At 70.0% G+C, this 20,571-nt stretch carries 14 protein-coding genes; 5 read left to right on the top strand and 9 right to left on the bottom strand.

Going from position 1 to position 20,571, the window contains the following annotated elements; all coding sequences use genetic code 11:
• Nucleotides 1–30: 30 nt before the first annotated feature.
• Entirely contained in the window at nucleotides 31–1,707 is a 1,677-nt protein-coding gene (locus tag ACQE3L_RS07495; RefSeq protein ID WP_426963155.1) for an aldehyde ferredoxin oxidoreductase family protein, read from the bottom strand.
• Between the two features lie 228 nt (nucleotides 1,708–1,935).
• On the opposite strand from ACQE3L_RS07495, the gene ACQE3L_RS07490 reads away from it, so the two are divergent.
• Nucleotides 1,936–3,117 (top strand): M24 family metallopeptidase, encoded by a 1,182-nt coding sequence (locus ACQE3L_RS07490; protein ID WP_426963154.1) that lies wholly within the window; start codon nucleotides 1,936–1,938, stop codon nucleotides 3,115–3,117.
• Between the two features lie 63 nt (nucleotides 3,118–3,180).
• On the top strand, nucleotides 3,181–4,467 hold the full coding sequence (gene gdhB, locus ACQE3L_RS07485) for a glutamate dehydrogenase GdhB (protein WP_426963153.1): 1,287 nt from the start codon (nucleotides 3,181–3,183) through the stop codon (nucleotides 4,465–4,467).
• A 10-nt stretch (nucleotides 4,468–4,477) separates the two neighbouring features.
• Here the strand turns inward: gdhB and ACQE3L_RS07480 are convergent, their stop codons facing one another.
• Together ACQE3L_RS07480 and ACQE3L_RS07475 are read right to left on the bottom strand one after the other, a co-directional pair.
• On the bottom strand, nucleotides 4,478–7,564 hold the full coding sequence (locus ACQE3L_RS07480; protein ID WP_426963152.1) for an FAD-binding and (Fe-S)-binding domain-containing protein: 3,087 nt from the start codon (nucleotides 7,562–7,564) through the stop codon (nucleotides 4,478–4,480).
• A gap of 3 nt (nucleotides 7,565–7,567) precedes the next feature.
• Entirely contained in the window at nucleotides 7,568–8,554 is a 987-nt protein-coding gene (locus ACQE3L_RS07475; RefSeq protein WP_426963151.1) for a D-2-hydroxyacid dehydrogenase, read from the bottom strand.
• Between the two features lie 126 nt (nucleotides 8,555–8,680).
• Here ACQE3L_RS07475 and ACQE3L_RS07470 point away from each other — a divergent pair, with 126 nt between their 5' ends.
• Nucleotides 8,681–10,048, top strand: a complete 1,368-nt coding sequence (locus tag ACQE3L_RS07470) for an amidohydrolase (protein WP_426963150.1) — start codon at nucleotides 8,681–8,683, stop codon at nucleotides 10,046–10,048.
• Nucleotides 10,045–11,385, top strand: coding sequence for a threonine ammonia-lyase (gene ilvA / locus ACQE3L_RS07465; RefSeq protein WP_426963149.1), 1,341 nt, complete (start codon nucleotides 10,045–10,047; stop codon nucleotides 11,383–11,385). The genes ACQE3L_RS07470 and ilvA overlap by 4 nt, the downstream gene beginning before the upstream one ends.
• Nucleotides 11,386–11,442: 57 nt before the next feature.
• Here the strand turns inward: ilvA and ACQE3L_RS07460 are convergent, their stop codons facing one another.
• The 5 genes from ACQE3L_RS07460 to ACQE3L_RS07440 all read right to left on the bottom strand — a co-directional run bounded on the left by ACQE3L_RS07460 (nucleotide 11,443) and on the right by ACQE3L_RS07440 (nucleotide 19,509).
• Nucleotides 11,443–12,804 (bottom strand): aminotransferase class III-fold pyridoxal phosphate-dependent enzyme, encoded by a 1,362-nt coding sequence (locus ACQE3L_RS07460; RefSeq protein ID WP_426963148.1) that lies wholly within the window; start codon nucleotides 12,802–12,804, stop codon nucleotides 11,443–11,445.
• A gap of 187 nt (nucleotides 12,805–12,991) precedes the next feature.
• The gene (locus ACQE3L_RS07455; RefSeq protein WP_426963147.1) at nucleotides 12,992–14,689 is read right to left on the bottom strand and encodes a BCCT family transporter; all 1,698 of its coding nucleotides are present in this window, start codon (nucleotides 14,687–14,689) and stop codon (nucleotides 12,992–12,994) included.
• 393 nt (nucleotides 14,690–15,082) lie between these two features.
• Nucleotides 15,083–15,730 carry a DUF8102 family protein gene (locus ACQE3L_RS07450; protein ID WP_426963146.1) on the bottom strand — a complete coding sequence of 216 codons (648 nt, stop codon included), beginning with the start codon at nucleotides 15,728–15,730 and terminating at the stop codon, nucleotides 15,083–15,085.
• 104 nt (nucleotides 15,731–15,834) lie between these two features.
• Nucleotides 15,835–17,115, bottom strand: a complete 1,281-nt coding sequence (locus ACQE3L_RS07445) for an amidohydrolase (protein WP_426963145.1) — start codon at nucleotides 17,113–17,115, stop codon at nucleotides 15,835–15,837.
• A gap of 84 nt (nucleotides 17,116–17,199) precedes the next feature.
• A complete protein-coding gene (locus tag ACQE3L_RS07440) occupies nucleotides 17,200–19,509 on the bottom strand; it encodes a nitric-oxide reductase large subunit (protein WP_426963144.1) in 2,310 nt (769 codons plus the stop codon).
• 121 nt (nucleotides 19,510–19,630) lie between these two features.
• Between ACQE3L_RS07440 and ACQE3L_RS07435 the strand changes: the two genes are divergently transcribed.
• Nucleotides 19,631–19,945 (top strand): CGCGG family putative rSAM-modified RiPP protein, encoded by a 315-nt coding sequence (locus ACQE3L_RS07435; protein WP_426963143.1) that lies wholly within the window; start codon nucleotides 19,631–19,633, stop codon nucleotides 19,943–19,945.
• A gap of 6 nt (nucleotides 19,946–19,951) precedes the next feature.
• Here ACQE3L_RS07435 and ACQE3L_RS07430 read toward each other — a convergent pair whose 3' ends face one another.
• Complete coding sequence (locus ACQE3L_RS07430; protein ID WP_426963142.1) at nucleotides 19,952–20,440, bottom strand: arsenate-mycothiol transferase ArsC; 489 nt, start codon at nucleotides 20,438–20,440, stop codon at nucleotides 19,952–19,954.
• Nucleotides 20,441–20,571: the final 131 nt, after the last annotated feature.

The raw sequence follows: 20,571 nt of genomic DNA, 5'->3' as shown, positions 1-20,571 counted from the left end.
TTCCGAACCCGGACGACTCCAGGGACGCCGTTACGCCGGGGGAGCCGGGAGCGCCGACTCCGGCACGGTCCCGTCGTCGTTCCACCCGCGGCGGTCGTAGTAGGTCTCGATGGCGTCGTCGAGCCCCGGCAGCTCGTCCTCGTACGGGAGGCGGTCGTCGGCGCCGTCGATCCCGCGCCGGTTGTTGAAGTGCCGCTCGAGCGTCACCGTTCGCGCCCCGACCGCCAGCAGGTCCTCGAAGTCGGCGTCGAACAGCAGTTCGTAGCGCTCGGGAGTCATGAAGTCCCGCGAGAACTTGCAGACGACGCCGCTGTCGTTGAGCGCCATCAGGTTCTCCCGCTCGACGAGCCGCTCGGCCTTCCCCTCGAACCCGGACGGAGGCATCGCCTCGTCCTCGTCGACGAGCGGGTACTCCACCGAGTAGAACGTGGCGTACATGTGGTCGGCGCCCCGGTTCGCGACCGCGTACGAGAGCGCCTGCCCGTGGAGCAGCCGCCCCTCGTGGGCCGCGAAGTCCATGTTCTTCACCGACCAGTTCCCGACGCCGAGCTCGTCGTGGATCCGGCCGATCCCCTCCGCGAGCGTGTCGCCGACCCCCTCGCGGTAGGCGGTCTTCTCGACGAGGTCCCAGATGAGCTCGCGGTTGCCGAACTCCTCCTCCGCGTCGAGGTAGGCGGCGACCGTGTTGCCCATCGAGATGGCGTCGAGGCCGTACTCGTCACAGAGGCGGTTCGACTCCATCACGTCGACGATGTCGTCGACGCCGGAGTTGGAGCCGAACGCCATCGCCACCTCGAACTCCGGGCCCTCGGTCTCGACGCCGCGCTCCTCGTCGCGGGTCGGGAGCTTGCACGCGAACGCACACGCCGAGCAGGTGCCCTTCTTGTACTTCTTCTCGGCGACGCGGTCGCCGTTGATCCCGTCGGCACCCTCGAAGGAGCGCTCGGAGAAGTAGTAGGAGGGGAGCCCGTCCATCTCGTTGGCCAGGTCCAGCACCGCGACCGTCCCCTGCTCTTTCATGATGTGGTCCGTCGTCGCGGCCTCGCGGTGGATCTCGTTGGCGGTCGCCGGGATCTCCAGGTCGGGCGCCGACTCGCCGCCGAACGTGACCGCCTTGACGTTCTTCGCGCCGAGGACCGCGCCCAGCCCCCCGCGGCCGAACGCGCGCTCCTCCGTCGTCATGATCGACGCGAACCGGACCTCGTTCTCGCCCGCCGGGCCGATAACCGCGGTCCGGTCGCTGGAGATGTCGTGTTCCGTCTCCAGGTACGCCGTCGTCTCGGGGACGGTCGCCTCTCGGAGGTCCGGCACGGTCTCGAACTCGACGCCGTCGTCCCGGACGTGAACGACGACCAACTCGTCGCTCTCGCCCGTCAACTCGACCGCGCCGTAGCCGGTCGCCGCGAGGTGACGCGACATGAACCCGCCCGCGTTCGAGGAGAGCAGGCCGTCCGTCAGCGGCGAGACGGCGGTGCAGTTCGTCCGGCCGGTGAAGCTCATCTGGGAGGCCTGCATCGGGCCGGTGGTGAACACCGCCCGGTTCTCCGGACCGAGCGGGTCCGCGTCGAACGGGATGCGCTCGTGCGCGAGCCGCGTCCCCACGCCGCGCCCGCCGATGTAGCGCTCCTGGACCTCCGTGATGTCCGTCTCCGACGTCTCCCGGTCGCCGAGGTGGACCGTCAACAGCGGTCCGGTACTGTGAAGCATGGTCGTACCTCCGTCGACCTGCTACAAAAACCCAGGGCCAAGAGGCACGGATTGGGGGTTTCGTGGGCTCTCGCGGCCGGTGGTGGCCGGCACTCCGTGCCGGAGAGCCCCGCTATCGCGGGGATTCGAGCGGTTCGGCGCCGCAGATTATACACAATATCTGTTTTCAATATACACGAAAAAGTTATACGGGCGCTGGGCAATGCCTCTCGTAGACGACCTGTTACCATGCCACGAGAGACCATCTTCGAGGCGGCCGAGTACGAGCGTCGGGTCGCGCGGACGAAGGAGCGACTGCGCGAGGAGGACCTCGACGCGATCGTCGTCGCCGACCCGGCGAACATGAACTACCTGACGGGCTACGACGGCTGGTCCTTCTACGTCCATCAGGCGGTCGTCGTCACGCCCGACCGCGACGAGCCGGTGTGGATCGGGCGCGACATGGACGGCGGCGGGGCGCGCGCGACCACGCACCTCGACGACGACAGCATCCGCGCGTACAGCGACGACCACGTCCACTCCCCGTACGACCTCCACCCGATGGACTACGTGGCGGGCGTCCTCGACGAGTTGGGCGTCGCGGAGGGTCGCGTCGGCCTGGAGATGGACGCCGCCTACTTCACCGCGAAGTCGTACACGCGCCTCCAGGAAAACCTCCCGAACGCCGAGTTCGTCGACGCGACGCTGCTCGTCGGCTGGGTGCGGATCAAGAAGTCCGACCAGGAGATCGCGTACATGCGCGAGGCCGCTCGCATCTCGGAGAACGCGATGCAGGCCGGGCTGGACGTCATCGAGGAGGGCGTCCCGGAGTACGAGGCCGCGGCCGCGATCTACGACCGACTCATCAGGGGGACCGACGACTACGGCGGGGATTACCCCTCCATCGTCCCGCTGATGCCCTCCGGCGACCACACCGGAACCCCGCACCTGACGTGGACCGACCGCGAGTTCGAGGACGGCGACCCGGTTATCATCGAACTCTCCGGCTGTCGTCACCGCTACCACTCGCCGCTGGCCCGGACGACGTTCGTGGGTGACCCGCCGGCGAAACTGGAGGAGACCGCCGACATCGTCGTCGAGGGGCTGGAGGCCGCCCTCGACGCGGCCGAACCCGGCGTCACCTGCGAGGCGGTCGAGCGGGCGTGGCGCGAGACCATCGCGCAGTACGGCCTCGAGAAGGAGGACCGCATCGGCTACTCGATGGGGCTCGGCTACCCGCCGGACTGGGGCGAGCACACCGCCAGCATCCGGCCGGGCGACGAGACCGTCCTCGAGGAGGACATGACGTTCCACATGATCCCCGGCATCTGGACCGACGAGATCGGCATGGAGATCAGCGAGACGTTCCGCGTCACGAGCACGGGCGCGGAGACGCTGGCGGACTTCCCCCGCCGGCTGTTCACGACCTGAGAAACGCGACCGAGCCACACCGACCGACCAAGCCACACCGACCGAGCCACCCATACACAACCCATGAGCACGACACCCACAGTCGACGACCCCGGCACCGAGGAGGAGCCCGACTCGACGCTCGTCACCGCGCGCCGACAGCTCGAACGCGCCGCCGCCCACGTCGACGTCGACCCCGACGTCGTCGAGCGCCTCAAACACCCGACCCGGGTCCAGCAGGTCTCCGTCCCGCTCGAACGCGAGGACGGCTCCGTCGAGGTCTTCACCGGCTACCGCGCCCAGCACGACGACGTGCGCGGCCCGTACAAGGGCGGGCTCCGCTACCATCCCGAGGTCACCGCGGAGGAGTGCGTCGGCCTCTCGATGTGGATGACCTGGAAGTGCGCCGTGATGGACCTCCCCTTCGGCGGCGGGAAGGGTGGGGTCGCGGTCGACCCCAAGTCGCTGACCGACGACGAGACCGAGCGGCTCACGCGCCGGTTCGCGGAGGAGCTGCGCGACGTGGTCGGCCCGACGAAGGACGTGCCCGCGCCGGACATGGGCACCGACGCCCAGACGATGGCGTGGTTCATGGACGCCTACTCGATGCAGCAGGGCGAGACGACCCCCGGCGTCGTCACCGGCAAGCCGCCGATCGTCGGCGGCTCGTACGGCCGCGAGGAGGCCCCCGGCCGCTCGACGGCCATCGCCGCGCGGGAGGCGGTCGACTACGAGGGGCGCGACCTCGCGGAGACGACCGTCGCGGTGCAGGGGTTCGGCTCCGTCGGCGCGAACGCGGCGCGCCTGCTCGACGACTGGGGCGCGACCGTCGTCGCCGTCAGCGACGTGAACGGGGCGGTCTACGACCCTGACGGGCTCGACACGCGCGCGGTCCCGACCCACGAGGAGGAGCCGGAGGCGGTGCTGTCGCACGAGGCGCCCGAGACGCTCTCGAACGGCGAGATCCTCGAACTCGACGTTGACGTTGTGATCCCCGCCGCGGTCGGGAACGTCATCACCGCGGCCAACGCCGACGCGATCGCGGCCGACATCGTCGTGGAGGGAGCCAACGGCCCCACCACGTTCGCGGCCGACGCGATCCTCGAGGAGCGCGGCGTGACCGTGATCCCGGACATCCTCGCGAACGCCGGCGGCGTCACGGTGAGCTACTTCGAGTGGCTCCAGGACATCAACCGACGCACGTGGTCGCTCGAACGCGTCAACGAGGAACTGGAAGAACAGATGCTGGAGGCGTGGGACGCCGTCCGCGCCGAGGTCGAGTCGGCGGACCTGACCTGGCGCGACGCCGCTTACGTGGTCGCGCTCTCGCGTATCGCCGAGGCGAAGGACACGCGCGGGCTCTGGCCGTAGCCCCGATTTTTCACTCGACGGTCGCGGCGGCCAGCTTCTCGACCGGGTGCGGCGGCTCCGCGCCGCCCTCGCGCTCGGCCAGTTGCGCGCGACAGGAGGCGCCCGGCGCGACGACCGCGTCGCCGTCGCTGTCGTCGACCTGATCGAACAGGATCCGACCGATCGCGCGGCTCAGCGAGTAGTGCTCGGCCTCGTAGCCGAACGAGCCCGCCATGCCGCAACAGCCCGAGTCGAGGTCGTCGACCGCGTAGCCGGCGGACCGCAACACCGCGACTGCGTGGCCGTCCTTCTTGGTCGCCTTCTGGTGACAGTGACCGTGATACGTCAGCGTCTCGTCGGTCGCGTCCGTGGCGAGCGCCGCGGTCAGGTCGAACCGGTCGAGGTACTCCATCACCCCGTAGCTGTTCGCCGCGACGCGCTCGGCGTCCCGGCCGTCGAGTAAGTCGAGGTAATCGGACTGGAGCATGACGGCGTCGGAGGGTTCGACGAGGACCACGTCCCAGCCGTCCGCGACCCGCGGCGCCAGCGCCGCGACGTTCGTCCGCGCGCGTTCGCGAGCCGCGTCGAGGAACCCCTTCGAGTGCGCGGGTCGGCCGGTGGCGGTCACGTCGTCGGGGACCGCCACGTGGACGCCCGCGGCCTCCAGCACCTCGACGGCCGCCCGCCCCGCCTCGGGGTGGTTGTAGTTGGTGGCGGTGTCCGGGAACAGCAGGACCTTGCGCGTCGCCTCCTCGACCGGGACCCGCGCTCCGCCCCGCGCCGCGAACCACTCCTCGAAGCTCTCGGCGGCGAAGGCGGGCAGGTCGCGCTCGCGGGCGATACCGACCGTCTTCTCGGCGATCCAGCCGGCGCCCGGGAGCGAGGTCGCCCAGTTCGACACCGGCGCGAGCGCGGAGCCGACGGCGTTCAGCCGGTCGACGTTCGCGAACAGCCGGTCCCGGAGGGACGCGCCGTGTTCCTCGTGGGCGGCGTGTTCGACCTCCGCTTTGAGCTTCGCCATGTCCACCTCGCTCGGACAGTCGCGGGCACAGCCCTTGCAGCCGACACAGAGGTCCATCACCTCCGCGAGGAACTCGGGGTCGGTGCTGTCGGCGTCCAGCTCGCCGTTCATCGCGCCGCGGAGCATGTTCGCGCGGCCGCGGGTGCTGAGCTCCTCCTCCTCGGCCGCGCGGTAGGTCGGACACATCACGCCGCCGGTCGTCCCCTGATCCCCCCGGCAGCCGCCGCAGCCGTGACAGAGTTCGACCATCCCCTGCATGCCGTTGTCCACGTCCCACTCGAGGGCGGGCTCGAAGCCGGCGTCGAACTCGTAGCCCGGCGAGAACCGGAGGTGCTCGGTCATGTCGTGGTCGCCACAGACCGTGCCCGGGTTGAGCAGCCAGTCGGGGTCGAACGCCCGCTTCACGTCGCGGAACAGCTCCCAGACCTCGTCGCCGTACAGTTTTCTGTTCCACTGCGTGCGCGCGCGGCCGTCGCCGTGCTCGCCGGAGACGGAGCCGCCGTACTCCACGACGAGGTCGGTGACGGCGTCCGCCACCGCCTCGAACTGGTTCAGTCCGGCCGGGCTCTTGGTGTCGACGAGCGGCCGCATGTGCATGCAGCCGGGGCCGGCGTGTGCGTAGAAGCTCGCGAACGTGTCGTGCTCCGCGAGCACCTCGCGGAAGTCCGCGACGTAGTCGTCGAGGTGTTCGGTCGGAACGGCCGTGTCCTCGATGAAGGAGATGTGCTTGGCGTCGGAGGTCCGCGACAGCAGGATCGGCGCCGCGCTCTTGCGGAGCTTCCAGAGCTCCTCGCGGTCCTCGGGAGCGTACGCCTCCAGCGCGTCGAAGGCACAGAGCGACTCGTCGGCCAGCAGGTCGCCGATCCGGCTGCGTGCGTCGGCCTCGCTCTCGGCGTAACACTCCACGAGGAGCGCCGTCTCGGTCCCCGCCGGTAGGGTCTCCACGAGGCCGGCGAACTCCTCGGTATCGCGGGCCAACTCGAGCAGCACGTCGTCGATGGCCTCGATCGCCGCGGGGTCGTGTCGGCGGACGATGGCGTCCACGTCGCCCATCGCGTCGATCAGGTCGGTGTACGTCAGCAGCGCCACGCCGGTCGTCTCGGGGACCGGCTCGAGCGACACCGTCGCGGCCGTGACGACGCCGAGCGTCCCCTCGCTGCCGGCGAACAGTCGCGCGAGGTTGACGGTCGCGTCGGGGGCGGGCCGTTCGGTCGTGTCGATGGGCGCGGCGTCGTTCGCCCCGTCGTCAGCGTCCCGTTCCGCACCGTCGAACGCCTCCGGCTGGCCGTACGCCTCCGCGACCAGCCTGTCGAGGTTGTAGCCGGAGACGTTCCGTTTCAGTTGCGGGAAGGCCTCGGCGACCGCCCCGGCCTCCTCGTCCACGACGCGGCGCGCGACCTCGTAGATCCGCGCTCGCAGGTCGCCGTCCGGGTCCGCACCCGCGCGGAGGTCGGCGACCGTCACCTCGCCGAACTGCTCCACGCTCCCGTCCGCGAGCACGGCCTCGACTGACTCGACGTAGGCGTCGGTCTTGCCGTACTGCAGCGAGTGCGCGCCCGTCGAGTTGTTGCCGATCGCCCCCCCGACGGTGCTCCGGTTTCCCGCCGCCGGATCCGGAGCGAACTTCAGCCCGTGGGGCGCGAGGGCGTCGTTGAGGTCCGCAAGGACGGTCCCCGCCCCGACCCGAGCCCGCCGGTCCTCGGCCTCGATCTCCAGCACGTCGCCCATGTGGGCCGTCAGGTCGAGGACGACCGCCTCGTTGACGGCCTGCCCGGCGAGGCTCGTGCCGCCACCGCGGGGGAGTACCGGGATCCCCCGGTCGGCGCAGTAGTCGACGACCGCGGCCACGTCGGCGGTGGAAGACGGGAGGACGACCCCGACCGGCGTCACCTCGTACGCCGAGGCGTCCGTGGCGTAGAGCCGGCGGCTGTGCTCGTCGAAGCGCACCTCGCCGTCGACCCGGTCCGCGAGCGCCGACACGAGCGCCGGCCGGTCCACGCCGCCGCCGACGTAGTCGTAGTCGGCTCGCGGATCAGCGGCGGGGTCGTCGAACGCGTCGTCCCCCTCGGTCTCGGTCGCGGAGTCCTGTGCCGCCATGGCTCACCCGTCCGCGTCGGGGCGCACGACGGCGTTTTCCAGTTCGTCGCCGTCGTCGAGCGCGGCGACGTTGCTCGCCACGATGTCCGCGAGCCGGTCCCAGTGCTTCGGCGTGTGGCCGCCGGTGTGGGGCGTGATCAGGCAGTTCTCCAGCTCCCAGAGGACGTGGTCCGCGGGGAGCGGCTCCGGGTCGGTGACGTCGAGGGCGGCGCCGCGGATCCCCTCCGTCTGGAGCGCCGACACGAGCGCGTCCGTGTCGATAAGTCCGCCGCGGGCCGCGTTGACAACGACCGCGTTCGGCGGGAGCGTCGCCAGCTCCGCCTCGCCGACGATTCCTCGGGTCAGGTCGTTGAGCGGACACGCGAGCACGACGTAGTCGCTGCGCGCGAACGCCTCGTGAACGTCCGCGTCGTCGAACCCGAGCACCTCGTCGGTCGGGCCGCCCTTCTCGGGCGTGTACCGGATCCCGATCGTCTCGACCTCGAAGCCGTCGAGTCGCTGGACGACGGCCTGTCCGATCGACCCCAGTCCGACGACGGTGACCGTGCTGTCGGTGAACTCCCGCGACCCGAAGTGGCGCCACTCGCCGTTCGTCTTCCGCCGCCAGCCCTCGTGGAGGTTCCGCGCGAAGACGAGCATGTTGGCGACCGTCTGCTCGGCGATGCCGGGCGCGTGGATGCCGCCCGCGTTCGTCACCGCGACGCCGTGCTCGGCCAGCGCCTCGGTCGGCACGTGGTCGGTGCCCGCGAACGTGCACGCGAACAGGTCGAGCCGGTCGGCGCCGTCGAGCAGGTCTGGGTCGATGTCGATGCCGGTCACGACTCGCGCCCGGGGGACCAGCTCGCGCTCCTCGGCCGGCGTGCGCGCGTGCGCCACGGCGTGATCGGGCAGTCGCTCGCGGAGCGCGTCCGCGTACGACGCCATCGACAGTCCCTCGGTTCCCTCTCGTAGCACCACGACGTCCGGGTCGGCGTCCGATTGTGTGCTCATGTGGAGTGCTCGCGCCGGTGTGACGCGTTGAACGTGGATCGTCGGGGAGTCTCTTATCCTTTTTGTGTATATCTTGTCAACGACAATTGTGTATAGTTAAGGCCGTGGAGTGAGAGAGTGACTCGCATGACCGAACCGATCCGGGACCGGCTCGTCAGCCTGCGTCGGCGCTTCCACCGTCACCCCGAGCCAGCGTGGCGCGAGTTCCTCACCACCGCGCGGCTCGTGGAGGAGATCCGGGGGATCGGCGTCGACGAGCTGGCGGTCGGTCCGGACGCGTACGACCCCGCCGACCGCATGGCCGTCCCGGACGGGGACCTCGATCCGTGGATCGACCGCGCCCGCGAACGCGGCGTCGACGAGGACCTTCTCGACCGGATGGCCGGCGGCAACACCGGCGTCGTCGCGGAACTCGACCGCGGCGAGGGGCCGGCGATCGGCCTCCGGGTGGACATCGACGGCCTGTTCATCGAGGAGTCGACCGACCTCGACCACGACCCCGTCGACGAGGGGTTCCGCTCGGAGATCGACGGGACGATGCACGCCTGCGGCCACGACGCGCACATGACGTGGGGTCTCGCCGTCCTCGAGGCGATCGCCGAGAGCGACTTCTCGGGCCGGTTCGTCGTCTTCTTCCAGCCGGCCGAGGAGACCGGCGGCGGGGGCCACCCGATGGCGGAGAGCCGGTTCGCGGACGACCTCGACTACCTGCTGGCGGTCCACGTCGGCCTGGACCACCCGACCGGCGAGGTGGTCGCGGGGATCGAGAAGCCGCTGGCGATGTGTCACGTCGACGCGACGATCGAGGGCACCTCGGCGCACGCCGGCAAGGCCCCCAACGAGGGCGACAACGCGATGCAGGCGATGGGGAACGCCATCGTGAACGCCTACGGTATCCCGCGCCACAGCGACGGGATGACGCGCGTGAACGTCGGTCGAGCCGAGTCCGGCACCGCGAGCAACGTCATCGCCGAGCACGCTCACATGGAGATGGAGGCCCGCGGCGAGACGACCGCCGTGATGGAGGACGTGAAGCGCCGCCTCCGGCGCACCGTGCGCTCCGCCGCGACGATGCACGGCTGCCGCGCCACGGTCGACGTGGTGAGCGAGTCGCCGCGCGCCGATAGCGACCCCGAGCTCCAGGCGCTCGTGAGCGAGGTGGCCGACCGTGTCGCCGGGATCGACACCGTCCTCCCGGCGGCGGACTTCGGCGCGAGCGAGGACGCGACGTTCCTGATGGAGCGCGTGCAGAACGAGGGCGGGCTGGCGACGTACCTGATCGTGGGGACGGACCACCCGACGAGCCACCACACGCCCACGTTCGACGTGGACGAACGGAGCCTCCGGCACGGCGTCGACGTGCTGGTGGGGACGATCAGGGACCTCGAGCGGCGACATCCGGTCCCGCACGTCGAGGACGGGATCCACGCACGCGACCCGGTCGACACCGACGACGCGGCCGACGTCGGCGACGCGACCGACGACCACGCATGACCGAGGGACGCGACCGCGCGGGCGACGATGAGGACGCCCGCGGCGAGGCGGGCGATGGTGGCGACGCCCGCGGCGACGCGGGCGGCGAGAGCGACCCCGGGGACGGTCTCCCGGTCACGCTCGCGGACGTGCGGGCCGCCGAGCGGCGCCTCTCCGACGTGGTCCACCGGACGCCGCTCGACACCTCGCGGACGTTCGCCGAGATGAGCGGCGCGGCGTCGCTCGGCCTCAAACTGGAGCCGTTCCAGCGCACCGGCTCGTTCAAGATCCGCGGCGCCTACAACGCGATGGCGCAGCTCTCCCCGGCCGAGCGCGAGGCCGGCGTGGTCGCCGCCAGCGCCGGCAACCACGCGCAGGGCGTGGCGCTCGCGGGCGACCTGCTCGGGGTCGACACGACGATCGTCGTCCCCGAGGTGACGCCGGCGGCGAAGGTCGCGGCGACGAGCGGGTACGGCGCGACGGTGCTCGTGGAGGGGGACATCTACGAGCGCTCCTACGAGTTCGCCGTGGAGCGCGCCGACGAGACCGGCGAGACGTTCGTCCACCCCTTCGACGACGCGGCCGTCATCGCGGGACAGGGAACGATCGGGCTCGAACTGCTCGACCAGTACCCGGAGTTGGACACCGTCTTCGTGGCGATCGGCGGCGGCGGGCTTATCTCCGGGATCGGTACGGCGATGGCGGCGCTCGACCGCGAGGTGCGCGTGGTCGGCGTCCAGCCGGAGGGGGCCGCCCACGCGGGTCCCTCGCTGGAGGCGGGCGAGATCCGCGAGCGCGCCGACGTGGACACCGTGGCGGACGGGATCGCTGACACGCGCATGCTCGAGACGACGTTCCGGGTCGCCCGCGAGGTCGTCGACGAGGTGGTGACCGTCTCGGATCGCGAGATCGCGGCCGCGGTGACGCTTCTGGCCGAGCGGGAGAAGGTGGTCGCCGAGGGGGCGGGGGTCGCCCCGCTCGCGGCCGCGCTCGCGGACCGGGTCCGTCTCGACGGAGCCCACGCCGCCGTGGTCGTCTCGGGCGGGAACGCGGACCTCACTGACCACGCTGACCTCGTGCGCACGGGGCTCCACGAACTCGGCCGGTACGAGACGGTCCGGCTCGCGGTCGACGACTGGCCGACCGCGCTCTCCGCGGTCCTCGCGGCCGCCGAGGACGCCGGCGCCGAGGTGGACGCGCTCGAACGCGCCAGCCCGACCGCCGTCGACGACCCGAACCGGACGCCCGTGCGGGTCGGGCTGGGCGGGAGCGGACCGGCCCACCTCGACGAGGCACTGGCGGCGCTCGAGGCGGTCGAGGGGGTCAGCGTCGTGCGTCGCTCGGCGGAGAACGGATAGCGGACCCGGCACGACTCCGTCCAACTCGGTCGGACGCGGTCGGCGCGACGGACGCGGTCAGGCCACGGCCGTGCTCGCGCCCACCGCGTCGATCGCGTCGAGGAAGAGCCCGATCCCCAACTCGATCTCGCGCTCCGTCGAGTCCAGCGGGGGGAGCAGCCGGACCGTCTTCTTCCCGCAGCCGAGCGTGAGCAGGCCGCGGTCGAGCGCGGCCTCGACGACGGCCGAGCGCCGCTCGGGCGTGTCGAACTCCACCGCGAGCATCAGGCCCTTCCCGCGCACGTCCACGACGTGGTCGGGCGCGTCGTCGCGGAGGAGCTCCGTCGCCTGCCGACCGCGGCGGGTGGCGTTGTCCAGTAGGTCGTGCTCCTCGATCGCCTCCAGCGTGAACGCGCCCATCATCGACCCGAGGACGTCGCCGCCCCCGAAGGTCGAGCCGAGACGGTTCTTCTCGCTCGGGAACACGTCCGAGCGCGAGATCGTCGCGCCGACGCGCAACGCCTTCGCGCTCGCGATCACGTCCGGCTCGATGGCGTAGTGGTCCGAGGCCCAGATCTCCCCGGTCCGGCCGACGCCGGACTGGATCTCGTCGACGACCAGCGGGATGTCGTACTCCTCGGTGACGGCCGCGACCTCGTCCATGAACGCCTCGCTCGGGAACCGGTAGCCGCCGACGCCCTGGATCGGTTCGAGCGTGAGGAACGCGACCTCGTCGGGGTCGACGTGGCCGCCCTCGGGCGCGAGCATATTCCGGAGCCGGGAGCCGCCGCCGGCGAAGAACCCGCAGTCACAGGTCCCCGCGTCGCACCCGCGGTCGGCACAGAAGGGGACGGTCTCGACGCCGCTGATCTCGGGGTAGTGGCGCGTGTAGACGTCCTTCGACTTCGTCACCGAGAGGGTCCCGAGCGTGCGGCCGTGGAAGCTCCCGTCGAACGCGACGCCGTACTTCGCGGGCGCGCGGTGGTCGTGGGTGATCTTCATCGCGTTCTCCATCGCCTCCGCGCCGGAGTTCGAGAGGAACACCGTGTCCATCCCGTAGTGGCTCGTCGCCTCGACCAGCCGCTCCATGAGGTGGCTGGAACCGGGGACCTCCGACTCCTCGGGGGTCGCTCCGGCGCCGAAGTACATGTCCTGACCCGCGATCTTCATCGGCTCGACGAGGTCGAACGCCCGAAGCTTCGAGAGCACCTTCTCGTTGTTGTAGCCGAGCGGGGCGGCGCCGATGTGGCAGGTAAAATCGAGGAGGACGTTGCCGTCGACGTCGGTGACGAAGGGGCCGTCGGCCTCGCGGGTCACGTCCCAGACGAACTCGTGGGAGTACTCGCTGGGGGCGGCGTGCTGCTGGTGGAAGTCGACCCAGCGCTGCGCGTTCGGCCCCGGAAGCGCGTCCGCGTCGGGCTCCGCCGTGTCCCTATCCATACACAGTTTATGTGTATGTCTTACATTAAAACTTGTTATGGCACGCCCGCGAGGCGGGACGCGTGGTGTGATTGGCGACCGTGACCTCCTCCTCGGGGACGTACTGCCGTGGCGGCCGCGACCGGGACGCCCGGTGCCGACCGCGACCAGCACGTCCGGTGCCGGCCGCGCGACCGGTGGTGCGGTGTCAGTCGTCGTCGACTTCGGGCGATCCGGCGGAGCCGGACTGCGACTCCACCTTCTCGGCCGACCCGAACAGCACGGTCTCGTCCTGCAGGAGCACCTGGTCGTAGTGCTTGCTGAAGTCCCGTATCAGCGCCAGCATGGCGAGGAAGCAGACGAACGCGAACGGCGTTCCGGTGATGATCGCCGCTTGCTGGAGCGTGTTCGCGCTGCCGGTGCCGCCGAGGATCATCAGGATGGCCGCGGTCATGCCGAGCACGACGCCCCAGAAGATCCGGTTGACGTTCGACGGCTTGGCCTTCCCGCCGGTCGTCATCATCGAGACGGCCAGCGTCGAGGAGTCGGCGGACGTGACGAAGAACGTCGTCACGAGGATCATGAACAGGTAGATCAACACCGACCCGATCGGGACCGTCAGCGACGCGCCGCCGAGGCTCAGGGTGAAGTTCAGCGCCTCGAAGAGGATGAAGCCGGAGACCTCGGGCCCGGCCTCGCCGGCCAGCACCGCGCCGAAGTCGGCGATGCCGTTGTGCTGCGCCCACACGGCGGTGCCGCCGACGAACGTGAACCACGGGATGGTGGCGGCGGAGGTCGCCACGATCCCGGTGAACGCGACCTCGCGGACGGTCCGGCCCTTCGAGATGCGGGCGATGAACAGGCCCGCGAACGGCGACCACGAGAGCGCCCACGCCCAGTAGAAGACGGTCCAGGCGTTCATCCACCCCGTCGCGCTCGCGTCACCGCCGCCCATCGGTCCGGCGCCGGTGAAGAGGCTCATGGAGACGAACTCGCTGATCATGCCGCCGAACGCCTGCGTACCCAGCAGCACGAGGAACAGCGTCGGTCCCACGATGAACGTCGCGAACATGAGCACGACGAACAGGACCATGTTGAAGTTCGAGAGCCGGCGGATCCCCTTGTCGACTCCCAGCACCATCGAGGTCGTGAACAGCAGCGTCATCATGGTGACGACGAGGAGGATCCCCCAGTCCCCCATGCTGATCCCCCACTGGTAGTCGAGGCCGGTGACGAACTGGCTGCCGATGAAGCCGAGCGAGGTGGCGACGCCGCCGATGGTCGCGAAGACGGCGAGGATGTCGACGACCTTCGCGAACGGCCCGTCGAGGTTCTCCGCCCCGATCAGCGGCGTGAGCGCGGAGGAGACCCGAAGCGGGACGTTCTCGTAGTTGTACGCGAAGTAGCCGATGGCGATGCCCATGATCGTGAACACCGCCAGCTGCGGGAGCGCCCAGTGGAACAGCGTCTGCTGGACGGCGACGGTCATCGCCTCCGCCGATCCGCCCTCCACGCCGCTGAACAGCGGCGAGGGGTTGTTGTAGTAGAACAGCGCCTCCGTCGGCCCCCAGAAGACGACGCCCGCGGCGAAGCCCGCGGAGTACAGCATCGCGAAGAACGACAGGAAGCTGTACTCCGGCGACTCGTCGCCGAGCTTGATGCCGCCCCACGGCCCCACGATCAGGAACAGCAGGAACAGCACGATCAGGAAGACGATCAGCAGCATCGCCCAGTTGAACGCGCCGAGCAGCTGGTTGTTCAGCGAGGTGATCCCGTTCTCGACCGTGCTCGGGCTGACGAAGAACGCCCCGATAACCCCGAGCGTCAGCAGCGCGCCGAACGCGAACACGACGGGGTCGATCTCCTCGCGGAACTCGTCGAACAGTCCGGAGTCGGCGTCGCTCATCCGGTCTCACCCCCGCGAGCGAGGTCGCGGCCGGTCGAAGCACCCTGTCTCCACCTATCGCGTACCATGCTACGAGATGGCATGGGGATTCGATCGAAACTATACACAATAAGTGTTTCTCACTCCGCGCTTTTCTATACAGATTATGTATATTCGACGCACATAGTCATTTTCTGCTGATAGGAACACGTTCGATCTTCTATGAGAGTAAAAATGACTGATCGTTGATCAGATGGCGGAAACGAACACGACTCGTCCACTCGCTTCCGAACGCCCCGGTTCGAGTATCGGTTACTCGCGGCCGCGTTGGCGGACTGGCGGCGGCGGCTCCGGCGTTGCGGCCGGCACGCGTAACCGATTTTCGATGATCGACGTCGCCCGCCGCACTCGCCGTCAGTTCGTGAGTTCCTCGATCGTTGCCTCGTGGGAGGAGGCGCTCTCCGTGAGCTGTTCGGCGAACTCGTCGACGTGCTCTTTGATCTCCTCGCCGACGTCCTCCGGAGAGAAGGAGTCGGACATCGTCAGCAGGCGGACGAACGCCCGGAGCTCCTCGTCGGTGAGCTCCGCGAACTCCTCGTCTTCCAGTTTCGAGACGACCTCGTCCACGTCGATCTGGCCGACCGGCTCGACGTTGAACTCCACGTTGACCATCCGGTAGTTCGACCCCGCGAGCCGCTGTTCGGCCTTGCCGACGCCCTCCGAGAGCATGTCCTTGAACGGCGTGTGGTAGCCCATCGTCCCGAGGTGGAGGAACGCGAGCATGTCGGTGATCCCCTGCGTGTACGCCTCCCGGTCCTCGTCGTCGGGGTCGAAGACGGTGTTCAGGTCGCGCTCCTCCATGCACTCGAACAGGATGCTGAAATCGAGGATGGCGTTCCGGACTCGGCGCCGGATCCGGTTGCGCTTCTGTTTCCGCGAGTGGTCCGTGTAGTCCGTCTTCCGTCCGAGCAGAAAGTCGCGGTCGGAGGGCGTGAGGATCCCGCGCGGCCGGTCCGCGTCAGCCGCCGCCTCGAGCGACTCCGGCACGTCGTCCTTGCTCATGGCTGCACTACCGGGTGCAAACGGATTAACAGTACTGGTCCGCGGGGTCGGTGGGCGCCGCAGCCGTCCGATTCCGGCGCCCGCGGGCGTCCGTGCGAGGCCGACTACGGGCGTCTGCGCGAGAGTTCGACGGCGGTCTCCGCCAGCAGCGTCGCGCCGATGTCCAGGCTCGCCTCGTCGATGTCGAAGGTGGGCGTGTGATGGCTCGTCGGGTGGTCGGTCCCGACGAGAATGTAGGAGGCGAGGCCGCCGTTGTCCTGGACGCGCTGCATCAGATACGTCCCGTCCTCGCTGACGCCGAACTCCTCGGTCGGGATCACGCGGTCGACGCCCGCGACCTCCCACGCGACGTTCCCGACGAGGTCCCGGAGCGCGGGGTGGCTGTCGACGCGCGGCGACTCGCTGATCATCCGGGGCGTCACGTCGCAGTCGTGCATCTCGGCGGCCGCGTAGAGCACCCGCTCCAACTCGGTCCGCGTGTACTCCATCAGCGCCGTCGTCTCGCCGCGGACCTCGGCCTCCAGCGTCACCTCCTCGGCGATGACGTTGCTCGCGGATCCCCCCTCGATGCGGCCGACGTTCACGCGCGTCGACCCGTCGCGGTGGCGGGGGATCGCGTAGGCGTTCTGGATCGCCGCCGAGGCGGCCTGCATCGCGTTCGCCCCCTCGTTCGGCGCCTTGCCCGCGTGGGCGCTCGCGCCCTCGAACGTCGCAGTGAGGTGTGCCATCGCCAGCGGCTTCTCGATCCCCGCCACCACCTCGCCGGTGGGGTGGTCCAGGCCGATGTGGAGCGCCAGCAGGTAGTCCACGTCGTCGAGGTGCCCGCTCTCGGCCATCGCCTTCCCGCCACCGGAGATCTCCTCGGCGGGCTGGAAGAGGACCTTGAACGTTCCCTCGAACGCGCTCGCCTCGATCGCCTCCAGCGCTCCGAGCGCCATCGCGATGTGCGCATCGTGTCCGCAGGCGTGCATGTACCCCTCGTGCTCGGAGCGGAACCCCTCCGCGGTCGGTCGGTGGGTCGCCGCGTCCGACTCGTGCATCGAGATCCCGTCGAGGTCGACGCGGACCGCGACGCAGGGGCCCTCGCCCCGCGAGAGCGTCGCCACGACGCCGGTGTGGCCGCCGGCCGTCCGGTCGAGGATGTCCTCGCGGACGCCCGCCCGGCGCGCCCGGTCGAGCCACGGCTCGATGTCGGCCTCGTCGGGGACGGCCATCCGATCGTCGGTCGCCAGCGCCTCGCGACCGACCGCGATCTCGTCGACGCCGATCCGCTCCAGCTCCTCGACGACGCGGGCGGTCGTCCGGAACTCGCGCCAGCCGGGCTCGGGGTGACGGTGGAACGCGCGCCGGAGATCGCTCAGTCTGGCCTGCACGTCGTGGGACATTCGTCCCGTCTCAAAGCGGTCGGGGTACTTAACGGTAGCCACGGGACGGCGGACGGAGCGGGGGGGCCGTTCCCCGGCGGGCGCTCAGTCCTCGCTCAGGACCCCCTCCGCGACCGCCATGTCGTCCACGTCGGGGTCGTCCGCGGACTCCCGGAGGACGAACCGCTTGCGGACCAGGTCCGCGGCGTAGATGGCGGTCCCGAGGATGAGCAGCGTGTCGCCCGGGAGCCGCGCCCAGAACAGGTTCTGGACCATCGGCCGCGAGTAGAACGCCACGCTCCGGGCGACCGCGTAGCTCTCGGTGAAGGCGGCCTCCAGCTGGATGAAGCCGACCGGGAGCACCGAGACGAACACCATCAGCGCCAGCCCGGCGTTCCAACACCAGAAGGCCGCGCGGAGCCACGTGCCGTCCCAGCGCTCGGGATCGATGGCGATCTGCAGCATGTACGTCACCATCCCGAGCGCGAGGAAACCGAACGCGCCGAACATCGCCGCGTGGGCGTGCCCGACCGTGAGGTAGGTGCCGTGCTCGTAGTAGTTGATGATGGGGAGGTTGATGAAGAACCCGAGCACGCCGGCGCCGACGAAGTTCCAGACGCCGGAGGCGACGATGAACAGGAACGGGAGCCGGTAGGGGAACTCGCCGTCCGTCGTCATCGCGTCGTACTGCCCGAGCGCCTCGTAGAGGATGAAGACGAGCGGGATCAGCTCCAGCGTCGAGAAGACGCTCCCGATCGGGATCCACGCGTCGGGCATCCCGATCCACCAGTAGTGGTGGGAGACGCCGATGACGCCGGTCCCCATCACCAGGAGCGCCTGCAGCATCACCGCCTTCTCGGCGCTGCGCCGGGAGAGCAGGTTCATCGAGACGAGCGTCAGCCCGATGATGGCGACGATGAAGAACTCGAAGGCGCCCTCGACCCACATGTGGACCACCCACCAGCGCCAGAACTCCGTGACGGCGATGTTGGTCTCGGGGGTGAACATGAACCCGGCAGTGAACAGCAGCGCGATGGAGCTACCGGCGTAGAGGATCATGTGCGCGAGCCCGTACGGCGGCTCGCGGTCGAGCAGCGGCTTCAGGCCGCGGATCGCGAGCACCGCCCACGTGAGGAACCCGGCCAGCAGGCCGGCCTGCCAGAGCTTGCCGACCTCGAGGTACTCCAGCCCCTCGTTGCCGAGGACCCACCAGAGGTCGCCGAAGTAGCCGTTCGCGCCGAGCCAGATGCCGCCGAGGCCGCCGACCGTCACCACGACGACCGCGGCGAGCAGCCCGTTGACGAACGTCGCCTGCCGCTTCGGCTCGTGGCCGGTCAACAGCGCGGGGAGGAACAGCCCCGCGCCGAGCCACGTCGCGGCGATCCAGAGGATCCCCAGGTCGATGTGCCACGTCTTCGCGATGGCGAACGGGAGGATCTGGAGGATGTGGACGCCGAACACCTCCTCGACCCCGAAGAAGCCGGCCCGCTCGACGTAGAAGTGCGCCAGCAGCCCTCCCAACAGCACCTGCGCGAGGAACAGCCCCGCGGCGACCGGCACGAACCGCAGGGCGGCGCGCTGGCTGGGGAACACGCTCACGTCGCCCGGCGCGGGCACGGAGATGCCCTCGACCTCCGGTTCGGGGAGGCGGACGGAGCGGTAGAGCCAGATCCCGAAGCCGGCGCCCGCGACCAGCAACACCATCGCGATCACGCTCCACGTCATCGCGGCGCCGGTCGCGTCGTTGCCCGCGCCGGGGGCGTAGGGCCAGTCGTTCGTGTACGAGTGGTCGCTCCCCGGGCGGTCGGCGTGGGAGAACCACGCGGTCCACATCGCGAAGTCAGCGAACCGCTCGGCGTCGGCCTCCGAGTCGATCATCCCCGCGGGGACGCCGCGGTCGTGTGCGCCCTCGTGGTAGCGCTCGACGTACTCCTCGCGGACCTGCTGGTGCGCGTACAGCTCGGCCGCGGAGTAGGCGATGACGCCGCCGTCCGCGGTGCCGCTCGCGGCGGTCGTCCCGCTCCGGTCGTCGAGGTCGTTTCTGACCACCTCGGCGATCGCCGCCTGCTCGCTGTCGTCCAGCGCGGCGTAGTCGCTCCCGTGCCGCTCCTGCGCGTAGTAGTCGCGCATATGCTGGACCTTCAACTCCAGCGCGTCGGCGGTGTAGTCCTCGCCGTAGTAGGCCCCGTTGCCGAGGATGGAGCCGTGGTTCATCAGCCCATTCCGCTGGAAGGTGCGCTTGCCGTCCCTGATCTCCTCGCCCGTCACGATCACCTCGCCGTCGGGTCCGACGACCTCCTCGGGTATCGGGGGGGCTTCCTGGTACGCGAACCAGGCGCCGCCGCCCATCACCGCGAGATTGAGGACGAACACCACGGCGATGATCTTCGCGATCGTCTTCCGTTCCAGGCGCATACGGGACTATCTCCGAACGCCCGCCCTTAGGGTTCACCCGCGAGTTCTCACGCACCGCCAACGGGTGCCGAACATATTCGGCAACGGAGACACGGGGGGCGAGCACCGACGAATATGTGAGATGACTGCCACGGAACACTCCGCCGACGCGACCGCGGTGACCGACGAGACGCACGACAACTCCTGGTCGGCGAACCTCGAGGGGCCAGAACACGCCGGCGACCCCGACCGAGTGGTCGAGGAGGCGCTCGACGCGATAGCGCACACGGCGCCCGGCAATCACGTCAACCTCGTCACCCACGGCGACAACGGCCACCCCGAGACGTACCTCTACGACGCGCTCGCGGCGGCGGACGGCGACGTCGCGGACCTGGAGTGGGAGTACGTGGAGCGGTGCGGCTGCGGCGGTCACGTCTCCCGCGTCCACGTCGAGTGAGGGCGACTACTCCGAGGCCCCGTCCTCGGCGCGGTCGGGTGGGGCCTCGATCCCGTCGAACAGGGCGTGTACCCGGTCCGCGACCTCCTCGCGGATCTCGCGGACCTCCTCGAGGGGCCGCTCTCCGGGGTCCGGTAGCGCCCAGTCCCGGTCGTCGACGCCCGGGAGGTCGAGCGTCGAACAGCCCATCGTGACGACCACGTCCGCGTCGGCGAGTTCGGCCTCCGAGACGGCGCGCGGCTCGCGGTCGGAGAGGTCGACGCCGACCTCCCGCATCGCCTCGACCACGACCGGGTGGACGCGATCGGCGGGGTCGGTGCCGCCCGTGACGACGTCGACGCTTTCCTCGAGGCCGCGCGCCGCGCGCTCGCGCTCCGCGAAGGCGCTCGCCATCTGGCTCCGACCGGCGTTGCGGACGCAGACGAACGCGAGCACGACCGGGCGGGCCGGGTCCGCTCGCAGCGGGACCGCGTCGGGCGCGTCGTCGGTGGTCATGGCCTCCTCTGTGAGCCGTCAGAACAAGAGGTCTGCTATGAGCTCTCTCGACCGGCCCGGAGATCGGTCCGGGACTATTGAGCGCTCGGGAGCCCACCCGACCCGTCCGGACCCCTCTTATAACGGCTTAT

Source organism: Haloparvum alkalitolerans (assembly GCF_050122995.1).
Lineage (GTDB): Archaea > Halobacteriota > Halobacteria > Halobacteriales > Haloferacaceae > Haloparvum > Haloparvum alkalitolerans.
The sequence above is the reverse complement of the archived record's forward strand: the minus strand, read 5'-3'. Positions and strand labels throughout refer to the sequence as shown.

Bases quoted from the DNA above. Each gene is read 5' to 3' on its own strand.
- ilvA (WP_426963149.1), top strand. From the start codon at position 10,045: ATGACCGAGGGACGCGACCGCGCGGGCGACGATGAGGACGCCCGCGGC.
- ACQE3L_RS07480 (WP_426963152.1), bottom strand. From the start codon at position 7,564: ATGGCGGCACAGGACTCCGCGACCGAGACCGAGGGGGACGACGCGTTC.
- ACQE3L_RS07475 (WP_426963151.1), bottom strand. From the start codon at position 8,554: ATGAGCACACAATCGGACGCCGACCCGGACGTCGTGGTGCTACGAGAG.
- ACQE3L_RS07450 (WP_426963146.1), bottom strand. From the start codon at position 15,730: ATGAGCAAGGACGACGTGCCGGAGTCGCTCGAGGCGGCGGCTGACGCG.
- ACQE3L_RS07445 (WP_426963145.1), bottom strand. From the start codon at position 17,115: ATGTCCCACGACGTGCAGGCCAGACTGAGCGATCTCCGGCGCGCGTTC.
- ACQE3L_RS07490 (WP_426963154.1), top strand. From the start codon at position 1,936: ATGCCACGAGAGACCATCTTCGAGGCGGCCGAGTACGAGCGTCGGGTC.
- ACQE3L_RS07495 (WP_426963155.1), bottom strand. From the start codon at position 1,707: ATGCTTCACAGTACCGGACCGCTGTTGACGGTCCACCTCGGCGACCGG.
- ACQE3L_RS07455 (WP_426963147.1), bottom strand. From the start codon at position 14,689: ATGAGCGACGCCGACTCCGGACTGTTCGACGAGTTCCGCGAGGAGATC.
- ACQE3L_RS07440 (WP_426963144.1), bottom strand. From the start codon at position 19,509: ATGCGCCTGGAACGGAAGACGATCGCGAAGATCATCGCCGTGGTGTTC.
- ACQE3L_RS07430 (WP_426963142.1), bottom strand. From the start codon at position 20,440: ATGACCACCGACGACGCGCCCGACGCGGTCCCGCTGCGAGCGGACCCG.
- gdhB (WP_426963153.1), top strand. From the start codon at position 3,181: ATGAGCACGACACCCACAGTCGACGACCCCGGCACCGAGGAGGAGCCC.
- ACQE3L_RS07460 (WP_426963148.1), bottom strand. From the start codon at position 12,804: ATGGATAGGGACACGGCGGAGCCCGACGCGGACGCGCTTCCGGGGCCG.
- ACQE3L_RS07470 (WP_426963150.1), top strand. From the start codon at position 8,681: ATGACCGAACCGATCCGGGACCGGCTCGTCAGCCTGCGTCGGCGCTTC.
- ACQE3L_RS07435 (WP_426963143.1), top strand. From the start codon at position 19,631: ATGACTGCCACGGAACACTCCGCCGACGCGACCGCGGTGACCGACGAG.